Source organism: Streptomyces sp. NPDC048825 (assembly GCF_043198355.1).
In the GTDB taxonomy this organism is placed as follows: Bacteria; Actinomycetota; Actinomycetes; order Streptomycetales; family Streptomycetaceae; genus Streptomyces; species Streptomyces xiangluensis.
The window spans coordinates 345,100-357,613 of record NZ_JBICUR010000004.1 but is presented as its reverse complement, the minus strand read 5'-3'; the positions used below and the strand labels follow the sequence as shown (position 1 = coordinate 357,613).

Genomic DNA, 12,514 nt, shown 5'->3' with positions numbered 1-12,514 from the left:
TCAGACCACCTCCGTGGTGTCGAGAGTGAATGCGGGATCGGCACCTAGTGCCGAACGGACCTTGCGGCGGGCGCGGTTGAGGCGCGAGCGAACGGTGCCGACGGGGATACCGAGGGCCTCGGAGACCTCGACGTACGTCAGCTCCGCCCAGGCCACGAGCAGCAGTACGTGTCTGTCGCCGGCGGACAGCGAGGCCAGCGCCCCGGCGAGCGGGCCCTGTGCCGCCACCCTGCTGTCGGTGTCCTCGACCCATGAGGCGGCGACGGGGTCGTGTCCGGTACGGGCCAGCGCCTTGAGGGCCCGCACTTCGGCGCGGCGCTGCTTGCCGATGAGGTTGCCCGCGATGCCGTACAGCCAGGGGCGCGCGTTGGTGCGCGTCAGGTCGTAGCGGGCGCGGACGCGGAAGGCCGTGAGGAAGGTGTCGGCGGTGATGTCGTCGGCCGGGCCTTCGCCGAGACGCCGGGTCACATACCGGTGGATGTCCGGCGCGTACTGGTCGTAGAGGCGGGCGAACAGCTCCGGGTGCTCCAACGACTGGCCGACGACCTCCGCGTCGTCCTGCGCCCCTTCACTCCGCGCCCGTTCGTCCTGCGCCTCCGGCGGTGGTGGTCCCGTCACAAGGCCTCCCCTGCATCGTCGTGCCGAGCTTGTCACCCCCTGTTCCCCGGTGGACCGAGGAAGGTTCACGGCTCACACGCCCCGCAGAGCGAAGGCTCACGGGATCACCCGGGCCATCACCTCCCGGGCGTACTCCTCGTCATACGCCGTCCCCGTCAGCAGCACCTGGAGACAGATGCCGTCCAGCAGTGCGACCAGGGCGCGGGCGGTGACCGGGTCGGTGCGGTGGGCGATGCGCTCGGCGAGGTCCTGGCACCATTCGGCGGCTACGGGGCGCAGGGCGGGGCGGCGGAGGGCGGCGAGGTAGAGCTCGTACTCGAGCTCCACTCCCGTACGGTCGCCCGCCAGCCACTCGCCCGTCAGGCCGGCGAGTTCGGCGGCCAGGTCGCTCCTTGGGTCCTCCAGGGCACCGCGTGCGGCGATCAGCTTGGCGAAGCCCTCGTTCGCCTGCCTCAGCGCGGCGACCATCAGCTCGTCGAGGGTCTTGAAGTGGTACGTGGTGGAGCCCAGCGGAACATCGGCCTCGGCCGCGACGGAGCGATGGCTCAGCCCGGCTATGCCCTTGGCGCCCACGACCCGGATGGCCGCGTCGATGATCCGCCGGCGCCTGTCGGGGTCGTAGCGCCGGGCCATCAGTGCGCCCCCCTCATGACATGGCGGTCCATCAGTGCCCACCGCCCAGGTGCAGCACCACGACCCCGACGATGATCAGCGCGATCCCGGCCGCCTTCGCCGCGTTCATTCCCTCCCCCAGGAACACCATCCCGATCGCCGCGATGGCCGCCGTGCCGACTCCGGCCCAGATCGCGTACGCCGTGCCGACCGACAAGGTCTTCAGCGTCTGCGCGAGCAGCACGAAAGAGATGACGTATCCGACCCAGGTCCCCACGGTGGGCCACAGCTTGCTGAAGCCGTCGCTGTACTTCATGGCGGTCGTGGCGGCCACCTCGGCCGCGATGGCGGCGATGAGCGTTGCGTATCCCATGCGTACGAGCGTACACATCGATGCGTACGCCCGTACACAAGGGGGGAGGGATCGGGAAAGACGGTTCAGTCGAGGAGCGTCTTCTTGGGGCGCAGTACGCAGAATTGGCTGCCGGCCCTCGCCACCAGATTTACGACGGCCGGGCGACGGCCTTGTGCGGATCCGCGCAACGGCCGCCGTCGTTTGCGCGCATTCCGTTGTAGAGCTGGCGAGTTACCGCTGGTTACGGTGCGGCCATGAGCAGAGGAGCCGCACATCGCAACAGGCCCTGGTCGCGTGCCGTGGCCGCCGGAGCGCTCGCCGTGGCGGCGCTGACCTTGGCACCGTCGGCGGACGGAACACCGGGCCGTACGGAGACCGCCGTGGAGTCCACGTCGCCGGTCACCGAAGTCACTGAGACCGAGGTGTCCGTACGGATCCCGCTGCCGGCCTCGGCCGGCAGCCACCCGGCGCGCTGCGACTGGCTGTCGTATCTGCGCTACCGGTCCTCGGACGGGCCCTCGAAGTCCGCCGACGCCTACAGGATCCTGGTCGCCCAGCCGGGCATTCTGGAGGGCGCGGGCGCCTTCGACAGCGTGGCCCGGAACACGGTGAAGGCGGCGGCCGAGAAGGGCCGGCACATCGAGTTCTGGGCGCTGGACCGGCGCTCCAACTGCCTTGAGGACAACGCCGGGATCGGAACGGGCAATGCGACGAAGGCCGTTGACTACTACTACGGTGGCAAGCAGGTCGACGGGCGTAAGTTCGACGGCTTCCTGACGAGCGGTCAGGCGGGCTGGCTCGCCGAGGTCGGTCTGGAGCAGACCGTGCGCGACCAGTACGACCTGCTGTCCGCCGAACTGCCCGGCCAGAAACTGCGCAAGGAGAAGGTGCTGTGCGGCGGGCATTCGCTGGGCGGCGTCCTCACCGGCGTCTTCGCCACCTGGGACTTCGACTCGAACCCCGCGACGAAGGCGGACGCGGGCTTCAACCAGTGCGCGGGCTACTTCGCCCTGGACACCACGATCTCCACCTCGCTGGACGACCTGAACGGCACGTCGTCCGGCCCCGGCGGGTCCCTGTTGCCGGGGCTGATCCCGGACACGAGCATCGGTTACGCCGCCGTACAGGCCGGGTTGCGCACCGGAGTTCTGCCCCGGTTCCTCGCGCTCCCCGCGGTGCTCAATCCGGAGACGATGAACCTGCTCGCGCTGAGCGGTCTGGCCGCCCGTGAAGCACCCGACGCCGAGTCCGCGCTGCTCGACTCGGTCCCGTCGAACGCCAACATCGAGACGACCGGCCGCATGCTGTTCTCCAAGAACCCGGAGGTCTTCCTCAAGGGCAGCCCCACCATCCGCGACTTCCGGCTCACCAACGAGGCGGTACTGGGCGCCTTCATGGACGACCACTCGGCACCGCTCGCCTTTATCCAGACGAGCGTGGGCTTCTTCGACAGCGCGGGCGGCAGTGGCAGCGGCGGCGCCAGGATCGTGGACAAGAACTTCCCCGTCTCCAACAGCAACCCGGCCCAACCAGCCCTCTTCGGTACGGAGTTGAAAGCGATCCCGGACGAGCCGGGCGGCCCGCTCTACACCTGGCGCAACTACGACCGGGTGGGCGCGGCGGACGACCCGGTGTACCGCTCGGCCAGTGGCGCCCCGTTCACGACTGCCGCCAAGGAGGTCACGGACATCGGGGAGTTGGCCCGCAGCCTCTCCGAACAGCCCCTGGACTTCACGGAGGACTACTTCCCGACCAGGCTGGTCACGGACATCCAGCTGATCGACGATCCGCAGCTCGCGGGCAAGTTGGTGCACAAGGAGGGCCTCACCGCGAACCCCAAGGTCACGTTTGTCGCGGGCGACGGCATCCTGGCGGACCACATTCCCCAGGACGAGAACCCCGTGGTCCTGCCTGGCTACCAGCACCTGGACGTGCTCACGGCCGCGCCCGTTCAGAACGACGGAAGCCCGGAGCGGATCGCCGCCGACCTCGGCGAGTTCACTCGCTGACGCTGCGTCACAACCGGTGCGCTCCCCGCGTTCTCCTCGCGTGGAGCGCACGAGACGGTGCAGGTCGGGCCAAAGTGAGCGCAATTTGCTTCAGGTTATGAAATTGTTCCCTCCGGTCTTGAAACCGCTCTCTGAAACGTCTGCTCAGAAGGCGCCGGGTCCACTACTGTTTCAGCGTCGCGCACCGGAGTTAACCGGCCACAGCCGTACCTTCCGTGTCGCGACCTCCGCTTCCTCTCGTGCTTCCTCTCATGGCGAGGGCACATGACCAATCCGCGTTCGCCTCAAGGCGACGCTGGAGGAACAGCGCATGCCAGACAGCAAGCCCGGACCCGGTCCGGACCAGCCCGCGCCTGAGCCGAAGGGCGCACAGGTCCGTCCCCCACGTGCCGCTGCCAAGACAGCGGATCCCCAACTCCCCGCGGAACAGCCCCCGAAGGTATGGGAGACCGGCGAAGACCTCGACGGAGGCCGCATACCCGGGACGCGCCGCCTTTACCTGGCCGGCGTACTGGCCGTGGCGGTGCTGGCCTCCACGGTGACCGCGATCGCCATACTCGACCAGACCGAGGGCAAGGGGTCGCAAGAGCCGCAGACCACCTCCGCCGCGCAGCCGGTCGTCCCCGGCTACACCCCCGAAGGCCCCACCACGGAGCCCAGCGGAAAGAGCGGCCTTTCCTCACCGCAGCCGTCCCCCGAGGAGGACGCCGCCTCGGAGGGCAAGGACGGTCCCGACTCTTCCGAGGCCCGGCAGCGGGGCTCCGAGCCCATCCCCGAGCCGTCAAAGCCCCCCGCCTCCAGCAAGGCCCCCGACAAGCCGCCGGCCTCCTCGCGGAAGTCGGTCCAGGCGGTCAACTACCCCGACCGCTATTGGCACTTCAGCGACGGCACCGGCCGACTCGACCAGGTGAGCTCCGGCAGCTCCGACGAGACCCGGCGGGACTCCACCTTCAAGCTCGTACCCGGACTCGCCGACTCCGACTGCGTGTCCTTCTCCACGGGCGACGGCAGCTACGTCCGCCATCGCGACTTCCGCCTCCGTACGGACCGTCACGACGGCTCGGAGCTCTTCAAGAAGGACGCCACGTTCTGCCCGCGCCCGTCCTCGTACTCCGGCGCCGTGATGCTGGAGGCGGTCAACTACCCCGGCCGCTTCCTGCGCCACCGCAACTTCCAGCTCCGGCTGGATCCGTACGACCACAGCAATCTGTACCGGGCCGACTCTGCGTTCCGGCTGGTCGAGGGCTTGAGCTGAGCCGTCAACGGCGACCGTGAAACGCGGTGCGTGACCTCAAACGTGTGGGGGCCCCGGCAGCTGCCGGGGCCCCCACACACGTATATGCGAACTCAGACGTTGAACCCGAGCGCCCGAAGCTGCTCACGTCCGTCGTCCGTGATCTTGTCGGGGCCCCACGGCGGCATCCAGACCCAGTTGATCCTCAGCTCGCTGACGAGGCCGTCCGTGGCGGACTTGGCCTGGTCCTCGATGACGTCCGTCAGCGGACAGGCCGCCGACGTCAGGGTCATGTCGAGCGTCGCGATGTTCGCGTCGTCGATGTGGATGCCGTAGATCAAGCCGAGGTTGACGACGTCGATGCCCAACTCGGGGTCGACCACGTCGTACAGCGCCTCGCGGACCTCTTCCTCCGAGGCCGGCTTCATCTCAATGGTCTCGCTCATGCCGTTTTCCTTTCGGCGTCGGCCTCGCCCAGGGCCTGGGCCGTCGCGTCCTTCCACGCCATCCAGCTCAGCAGGGCGCACTTCACACGGGCGGGGTACTTGGAGACCCCGGCGAACGCCACCGCGTCCTCCAGGACCTCCTCCATCGCGTCGTCCGGCTCGATGCGGCCCTTGGACTGCATCAGCTCCAGGAACGTCTCCTGGATCTTCTGCGCCTCGGCGAGCTGCTTGCCGACCAGCAGTTCGTTCAGTACGGAGGCGGAGGCCTGGCTGATCGAGCAGCCCTGGCCTTCGTAGCTCACATCCGCGATCTGTGAGCCCTCGTACTTCACGCGCAGCGTGATCTCGTCACCGCACGTCGGGTTGACGTGGTGCACCTCGGCGTCGCCATCCCGCAGACCGCGCCCGTGCGGGTGCTTGTAGTGGTCCAGGATGACTTCCTGGTACATCGAATCCAGCTTCACGACCCAGCCAGCTCCTCAGCCGAAGAAGTTCCGTACGTAGTCCAGGCCTTCCACGAGTGCGTCGATCTCACCCGCCGTGGAGTACAGATAGAACGACGCTCGCGTGGTCGCAGGAATTCCGTACCGGAGGCAGACGGGCCGGGCGCAGTGGTGGCCGACCCGGACCGCGATGCCCTGCTCGTCGAGGACCTGGCCCACGTCGTGGGGGTGGATGTCGCCGAGCGTGAAGGAGATCGCCGCGCCGCGCTCCTCGGCCGTGGTGGGGCCGATGATGCGCAGGTCGGGGACCTCCGACAGGCGCTTGACCGCGTACTCGGTCAGCGCGTGCTCGTGGGCCGCGATCTTCTCCATGCCGATGGAGGTCAGGTAGTCGATCGCCGCGCCGAGACCGACCGCCTGCGCGATCGGGGGCGTACCGGCCTCGAACTTGTGCGGCGCCGGTGCGTACGTCGACGAGTGCATCGACACCGTCTCGATCATCTCGCCGCCGCCGAGGAACGGGGGCAGGTCCTCCAGCAGCTCCTGGCGTCCCCACAGGATGCCGACGCCCGTCGGAGCGCACATCTTGTGGCCGGTGAAGGCCACGAAGTCGGCCTGGAGCGCCTGCACGTCCAGCGGCATGTGCGGCGCGGCCTGCGAGGCGTCGATGCAGACGAGAGCGCCGACCTCCTGCGCCCGGCGGATTATCGCCTCGACCGGGTTGAAGGTGCCGAGGATGTTGGAGACCAGCACGAAGGAGACGATCTTCGTCTTCTCGGTGATGATCTCGTCGATGTTCGACAGGTCGAGGCGGCCGTCGTCGGTCAGGCCGAACCACTTCAGCTTCGCGCCCGTGCGCTGCGACAGCAGCTGCCACGGAACGATGTTGGAGTGGTGCTCCATCTCCGTGATGACGATCTCGGTCTCGTGGTCGACGCGGTAGGGCTCGTCGGCCCAGCCGAGCATGTTGGCCACGAGGTTGAGCGATTCGGAGGCGTTCTTGGTGAAGATCACCTCGTCGCGGCTGGGCGCGTTGATGAACGTGGCGACCTTGTCCCGCGCGCCCTCGTACAGCGCCGTGGCCTCCTCGGCGAGCACATGCACACCGCGATGGACGTTGGCGTTGTGGCGCTCGTAGTACTCGTTCAGGGCGTCCAGTACCTGGCGCGGTTTCTGCGAGGTCGCCGCGTTGTCCAGGTACACCAGCTTCTTGCCGTCGTGGACCTGTCGGTCCAGGACGGGGAAGTCCTTGCGGATCGCCTCGGTGTCGAGGAGGCCCGGCAGCTGTGTCACGCGGATACGCCACCCTTCGTGTAAGCCTCGTAGCCCTCTTCCTCCAGCTTGTCGGCGAGCTCGGCGCCGCCGGACTCCGCGATGCGGCCTGCGGAGAAGACGTGGACGTAGTCGGGCTTGATGTAGCGCAGGATGCGCGTGTAGTGCGTGATGAGCAGCGTGCCCACCTCACCGGTCCCGCGGACGCGGTTGACGCCCTCGGAGACGACCCGGAGCGCGTCGACGTCGAGGCCGGAGTCGGTCTCGTCGAGGATCGCGATCTTCGGCTTGAGCAGCTCCAGCTGGAGGATCTCGTGACGCTTCTTCTCACCGCCGGAGAAGCCTTCGTTCACGTTGCGCTCGGCGAAGGCGGGGTCCATGTTCAGGTTCTGCATGGCCTCCTTCACTTCCTTGACCCACGTACGCAGCTTGGGGGCCTCGCCGCGGATGGCGGTGGCGGACGTACGGAGGAAGTTGGAGACCGAGACGCCGGGGACCTCGACCGGGTACTGCATGGCGAGGAAGAGGCCGGCGCGGGCGCGCTCGTCGACGGACATCTCCAGGACGTTCTCGCCGTCGAGGGTGACGGTGCCCTCGGTGATCGTGTACTTGGGGTGACCCGCCAGCGAGTAGGCGAGAGTCGACTTGCCGGAGCCGTTCGGGCCCATGATGGCGTGCGTCTCGCCCTGCTTCACGGTGAGGTCGACGCCCTTGAGGATCTCCTTCGTGGCGTTGTCGGCCTCGACGGTGACGTGCAGGTCTCGGATTTCAAGCGTTGCCATGGGTGCCTCAGGACTCCTGGGTGAGGGAGACGAGCACATCGTCCCCTTCGATCTTTACGGGGTATACGGGAATGGGGCGGGTCGCAGGAAGGGCGTCGGGTTTCCCGGAGCGCAGATCGAAACGCGAGCCGTGCAGCCAGCATTCGATGTGGCAGTCGTCCACCTCGCCCTCCGACAGCGAGACGTTCGCGTGCGAGCAGATGTCGTGGATCGCGAACACCTCGCCCTCGGTCTGCACGACGGAGACCGGCGTGCCGTCGAGTTCCACCCGCTTCGGGGTGTCCTCCTCCAGCTCGCTCAGCCCGCAGGCGCGTACGAACGCGATGGCCATCAGACCGACGCCTCCAGCTCCTCGTCGATCTTCACGAGCAGCCGCTCCTCGATGTCGTCGACGCCGATCTGCTGGACCAGCTCGGCGAAGAAGCCGCGGACGACGAGGCGGCGGGCCTCGTCGGCGGGGATGCCGCGGGCCATCAGGTAGAAGAGCTGCTCGTCGTCGAAGCGGCCGGTGGCACTGGCGTGGCCCGCGCCGACGATTTCGCCGGTCTCGATCTCGAGATTCGGTACGGAGTCGACCCGGGCGCCGTCGGTCAGCACCAGGTTCCGGTTCATCTCGTAGGTGTCCGTGCCCTCGGCCTTGGCCTCGATCAGGACGTCGCCGATCCACACCGCGTGCGCGTCGTCGCCCTGGAGTGCGCCCTTGTAGGCGACGTTCGACTTGCAGTGCGGGGTGTTGTGGTCGACGAGGAGGCGGTGCTCCTGGTGCTGGCCCGCGTCGGTGAAGTACAGACCGAAGAGCTCGGCCTCGCCGCCGGGGCCGGCGTACTGGACGCGCGGGTGGAGGCGTACGAGATCACCGCCGAAGGTGACCACGAACGACTTGAAGGTGGCGTCGCGGCCGATCAGCGCGTTGTGCTGGCCGACGTGCACGGCCTTGTCGTCCCAGTCCTGGACGGAGATGACGGTGAGCTTGGCGCCGTCGCCCAGGATGTAGTCGACGTTGGCGGCGAGCACCGCGTCACCGGTGTGGTCGATGACGACGACGGCCTCGGCGAAGGCGCCGAGCTCGACGACCTGGTGGCCGTAGGCGGTCCCGCCCTCGCCGTGCACGGCGACACGGACCGGCTCGGTGAGCACCGTCTCCTTGGGGACGGTGATCACGCCGGCCTGCTCGAACGCCGAAAACGCCTGGGCGGCGACGCGGTCCACCGGAGTGCCCGCCTTGCCGATCCGCGCGTCGTCACGGCCGACGGTCTCGACGGTGACGCCCTCGGGGGCCTGCACATCGACCTTCACACCGGTGCCGTTGGCGACGGCGGTGCCGTCGTGCAGCCCGCGCAGCCGCTCCAGCGGGGTGAACCGCCACTCCTCCTCGCGGCCGTGCGGGACCGGGAAGTCCGCCACGTCGAAGGACGGGGGCGCGCTCATGCGCGTGGCGACGGTCGACTCGGCGGCGACCGCGATCTGGCCCGCGGTGGTCGACCCCACGGGGATGTTCTGAGCCTCAGCCATGGCTGTCGGTCTGCTCTCTTCCTACGTAATCAGTCTTCGGGCTGCTGGTGGGGGGCGGGTCGGCCGCCCCCCTAGACGTCGGTACTGGAGAAAGACGTCGGTACTGAAGGCCGGTCAGCCGACCGCGCCCTCCATCTGCAGCTCGATCAGCCGGTTGAGCTCAAGCGCGTACTCCATGGGCAGTTCCTTGGCGATCGGCTCGACGAAGCCGCGCACGATCATGGCCATCGCCTCGAACTCGCTCAGACCGCGGCTCATCAGGTAGAAGAGCTGGTCCTCGGAGACCTTGGAGACGGTCGCCTCGTGGCCCATGGACACGTCGTCCTCACGGACGTCCACGTACGGGTAGGTGTCGGACCGCGAGATCGTGTCGACGAGCAGCGCGTCACACAGCACGTTGGACTTCGAGCCGTGAGCGCCCTCGCCGATCTCCACCAGACCACGGTAGGACGTACGACCGCCACCGCGCGCCACCGACTTGGAGACGATGTTGGAGGAGGTGTTCGGCGCCATGTGGACCATCTTGGAGCCGGCGTCCTGGTGCTGCCCCTCGCCGGCGAAGGCGATGGACAGGGTCTCGCCCTTGGCGTGCTCGCCCATGAGGTAGACGGCGGGGTACTTCATCGTCACCTTGGAGCCGATGTTGCCGTCGACCCACTCCATGGTCGCGCCCTCGTACGCCACGGCGCGCTTGGTGACCAGGTTGTAGACGTTGTTCGACCAGTTCTGGATGGTCGTGTAGCGGCAGCGGGCGTTCTTCTTGACGATGATCTCGACGACCGCGCTGTGCAGAGAGTCGCTCTTGTAGATCGGCGCGGTGCAGCCCTCGACGTAGTGCACATAGGCGCCCTCGTCGACGATGATCAGAGTCCGCTCGAACTGGCCCATGTTCTCCGTGTTGATCCGGAAGTAGGCCTGGAGCGGGATCTCCACGTGCACGCCCTTCGGCACGTAGATGAAGGAGCCGCCGGACCACACGGCGGAGTTCAGCGAGGCGAACTTGTTGTCACCGACGGGGATGACCGTCCCGAAGTACTCCTTGAAGAGCTCGGGGTGCTCCTTCAGGGCCGTGTCGGTGTCCAGGAAGATGACGCCCTGCTCCTCCAGGTCCTCGCGGATCTGGTGGTAGACGACCTCCGACTCGTACTGGGCCGCGACACCGGCGACGAGGCGCTGCTTCTCCGCCTCCGGGATGCCGAGCTTGTCGTACGTGTTCTTGATGTCCTCGGGCAGGTCCTCCCAGGACTCCGCCTGCTTCTCCGTGGAACGTACGAAGTACTTGATGTTGTCGAAGTCGATGCCCGACAGGTCCGAGCCCCAGTTCGGCATGGGCTTCTTCTCGAACAGGCGCAGGCCCTTGAGGCGGAGCTTGGTCATCCACTCCGGCTCGTTCTTCTTCGCGGAGATGTCGCGTACGACGTCCTCGTTCAGGCCGCGCTTGGCAGAGGCACCGGCTACGTCCGAGTCGGCCCAGCCGTATTCGTACGTGCCCAAACCCTCGAGCTCAGGGTGGGCAGTCTCCGTGGGGAGAGTCATGCGGGGTTCCTCCCGGCCGTGCTTGCAGATGCGTTATCGGTGGTCTGGTCGGTTGCCTTGGGGATGAACGTCGTGCAGACGCCGTCGCCATGGGCGATGGTGGCCAGCCGCTGGACATGCGTCCCGAGCAACTGGGAAAAGATCTCGGTCTCCGCCTCGCACAGCTGGGGGAACTGCTCGGCGACATGGGCGACCGGGCAGTGGTGCTGGCAGAGCTGCTCGCCCTTGTGGGGAAGGGGAGCGCTGCGCGCCGTAGCAGCGTACCCGTCCGCGCTCAGGGCCTTGGCCAGGGCTTCGGTGCGCTTGTCGGGGGCGGCGGCGTCGATGGCCTTGCGGTACGCCCCGGCCTGTGCGGCGATCCTGGCGCGGGCGAAGGCGGCGACGGCTTCGTCACCGCCTTCACGCTCGGCGATCCAGCGCAGCGCGTCGGCGGCGAGCTTGTCGTACGACTGATCGAAGGCGTCCCGGCCGCAGTCCGTCAGCGCGAAGACCTTGGCGGGCCGGCCGCGCGTACGTGCTCCGTAGACGCGCTTCTCACGCGGCTCCACCACGTCGTCGGCGACCAGTGCGTCCAGATGCCGGCGCACCGCCGCCTGGGTGAGGCCGAGGCGACCGGCCAGGTCGGCCACGGTCGACGGGCCGTGGTCCAGGATGGAGCGCGCCACCCGGTTGCGCGTGGATCGGTCCGCACGCAACCCAGCCGCGAGTTCCTCCTGCGGAGCCTGGCCGACGTTTTTCACAACACCATTGTTGCGTAATTCCCGAGAGCGTGACAACCCGCGTCCGCGCCGCCCAGCGTGCGGTGCATCACTTAGGCATACCTAAGCCGACCTGCGGAGTTGATCTTTGATCGATCAGGTGAGTCGGCGCACCAGTGGGGGCTATGGGCTCCATGTGGCGAGAGATCCATATTGACCCTAATTTGAAATTGGCTGCCCCACTTGACCGCCCTACTTGATCGGACTGGCGAGCAGCGCGCTGCCAGGGATGCCGCATCCGCCGTTCGGCAGGTACTCGAAGTCGAGTTCGCTGTAGGCCGGGTCCATCGAGTGGTTCAGCGGCGAGATGGTGAAGAACGTCTGCACCATGCGGTCGCCGTCCGGTCCGTAGATCGGCACGTCGCTGAAGCGGACCCGCGCGGCGTAGGTGCCGTAGTGGAACTTGCGCTGCCGGTAGATCTCGGTGTGCTGGGTGCTGCTCGCCGTCCCGCTGGTGCCCGACCGCATCGTCATGATCGAGTTGCCGGACTCGGTGCCGAAGGTGAAGTTCTGCGGCCGCCACGTGGCGCCGGGCACGCCAGGCCCGCCCTGGCCCGACCGCAGGGTCCAGCCGCGCTGGGCGATCCGCGGGTCGGTGTAGCCGGTGTAGTCGAAGTCGTCGAACAGCGCCGGGCCGACGACTGGCTGAGCGCTCGCAGGCGACGTGCCGGGAAGTACGGCGAGGGCTGCACACACCAGCCCGAAGGCGAGGAGGCCGGCGGCGGCTCTCAGCCGGGAGCACGCCTTGCTTCTGATCATGCATCAACTGCCTTTCTGCGGGAGGGAGAAGACCTCCACCTCCCGCCCTGGGCAGACCATGACAACTGAAGCATCGCCAAAAGACCGCTATCCGACGATTACGAACGATTCACCCGAACAGCCCAAAGTGCGCGGTGGCAGGAGAGCTGTGCCACCCGAAGCGGAAGGGATCGCAGGG

Annotated in this window: 14 protein-coding genes; 2 read left to right on the top strand and 12 right to left on the bottom strand. The window is 67.7% G+C overall.

Annotated elements, in window-relative coordinates; all coding sequences use genetic code 11:
- From ACGFNK_RS13035 to ACGFNK_RS13025, 3 genes are all read right to left on the bottom strand, one after another.
- A complete protein-coding gene (locus tag ACGFNK_RS13035) occupies nt 1–618 on the bottom strand; it encodes an RNA polymerase sigma factor (protein WP_393415168.1) in 618 nt (205 codons plus the stop codon).
- Nucleotides 619–714: 96 nt separating this feature from the next.
- Nucleotides 715–1,251 (bottom strand): TetR/AcrR family transcriptional regulator, encoded by a 537-nt coding sequence (locus ACGFNK_RS13030; protein WP_386345634.1) that lies wholly within the window; start codon nt 1,249–1,251, stop codon nt 715–717.
- A 31-nt stretch (nt 1,252–1,282) separates the two neighbouring features.
- Nucleotides 1,283–1,603, bottom strand: coding sequence for a DMT family transporter (locus tag ACGFNK_RS13025; protein ID WP_386345636.1), 321 nt, complete (start codon nt 1,601–1,603; stop codon nt 1,283–1,285).
- Between the two features lie 236 nt (nt 1,604–1,839).
- Here ACGFNK_RS13025 and ACGFNK_RS13020 point away from each other — a divergent pair, with 236 nt between their 5' ends.
- Together ACGFNK_RS13020 and ACGFNK_RS13015 are read left to right on the top strand one after the other, a co-directional pair.
- The gene (locus ACGFNK_RS13020; protein WP_393415163.1) at nt 1,840–3,594 is read left to right on the top strand and encodes a hypothetical protein; all 1,755 of its coding nucleotides are present in this window, start codon (nt 1,840–1,842) and stop codon (nt 3,592–3,594) included.
- A gap of 310 nt (nt 3,595–3,904) precedes the next feature.
- Nucleotides 3,905–4,849 (top strand): AbfB domain-containing protein, encoded by a 945-nt coding sequence (locus ACGFNK_RS13015; RefSeq protein WP_393415160.1) that lies wholly within the window; start codon nt 3,905–3,907, stop codon nt 4,847–4,849.
- A gap of 92 nt (nt 4,850–4,941) precedes the next feature.
- Here the strand turns inward: ACGFNK_RS13015 and ACGFNK_RS13010 are convergent, their stop codons facing one another.
- From ACGFNK_RS13010 to ACGFNK_RS12970, 9 genes are all read right to left on the bottom strand, one after another.
- Nucleotides 4,942–5,274, bottom strand: coding sequence for a metal-sulfur cluster assembly factor (locus ACGFNK_RS13010; protein WP_033317897.1), 333 nt, complete (start codon nt 5,272–5,274; stop codon nt 4,942–4,944).
- Nucleotides 5,271–5,738 carry a Fe-S cluster assembly sulfur transfer protein SufU gene (sufU, locus tag ACGFNK_RS13005; protein ID WP_165340002.1) on the bottom strand — a complete coding sequence of 156 codons (468 nt, stop codon included), beginning with the start codon at nt 5,736–5,738 and terminating at the stop codon, nt 5,271–5,273. The genes ACGFNK_RS13010 and sufU overlap by 4 nt, the downstream gene beginning before the upstream one ends.
- Before the next feature lie 15 nt (nt 5,739–5,753).
- Nucleotides 5,754–7,010, bottom strand: coding sequence for a cysteine desulfurase (locus tag ACGFNK_RS13000; RefSeq protein ID WP_393415156.1), 1,257 nt, complete (start codon nt 7,008–7,010; stop codon nt 5,754–5,756).
- On the bottom strand, nt 7,007–7,771 hold the full coding sequence (gene sufC / locus ACGFNK_RS12995; protein ID WP_386345645.1) for a Fe-S cluster assembly ATPase SufC: 765 nt from the start codon (nt 7,769–7,771) through the stop codon (nt 7,007–7,009). Before sufC ends, ACGFNK_RS13000 begins: the two co-directional genes overlap by 4 nt.
- Before the next feature lie 7 nt (nt 7,772–7,778).
- A complete protein-coding gene (locus ACGFNK_RS12990) occupies nt 7,779–8,096 on the bottom strand; it encodes a non-heme iron oxygenase ferredoxin subunit (RefSeq protein WP_165340025.1) in 318 nt (105 codons plus the stop codon).
- A gap of 5 nt (nt 8,097–8,101) precedes the next feature.
- Nucleotides 8,102–9,283 carry a Fe-S cluster assembly protein SufD gene (sufD, locus tag ACGFNK_RS12985; protein ID WP_386345647.1) on the bottom strand — a complete coding sequence of 394 codons (1,182 nt, stop codon included), beginning with the start codon at nt 9,281–9,283 and terminating at the stop codon, nt 8,102–8,104.
- A gap of 114 nt (nt 9,284–9,397) precedes the next feature.
- Nucleotides 9,398–10,819, bottom strand: a complete 1,422-nt coding sequence (sufB, locus tag ACGFNK_RS12980) for a Fe-S cluster assembly protein SufB (RefSeq protein WP_386345649.1) — start codon at nt 10,817–10,819, stop codon at nt 9,398–9,400.
- Entirely contained in the window at nt 10,816–11,559 is a 744-nt protein-coding gene (locus tag ACGFNK_RS12975; RefSeq protein ID WP_393415151.1) for a helix-turn-helix transcriptional regulator, read from the bottom strand. The genes sufB and ACGFNK_RS12975 overlap by 4 nt, the downstream gene beginning before the upstream one ends.
- Before the next feature lie 210 nt (nt 11,560–11,769).
- Nucleotides 11,770–12,336 carry a glycoside hydrolase family 16 protein gene (locus ACGFNK_RS12970; protein ID WP_393415148.1) on the bottom strand — a complete coding sequence of 189 codons (567 nt, stop codon included), beginning with the start codon at nt 12,334–12,336 and terminating at the stop codon, nt 11,770–11,772.
- Between the last annotated feature and the right edge of the window lie 178 nt (nt 12,337–12,514).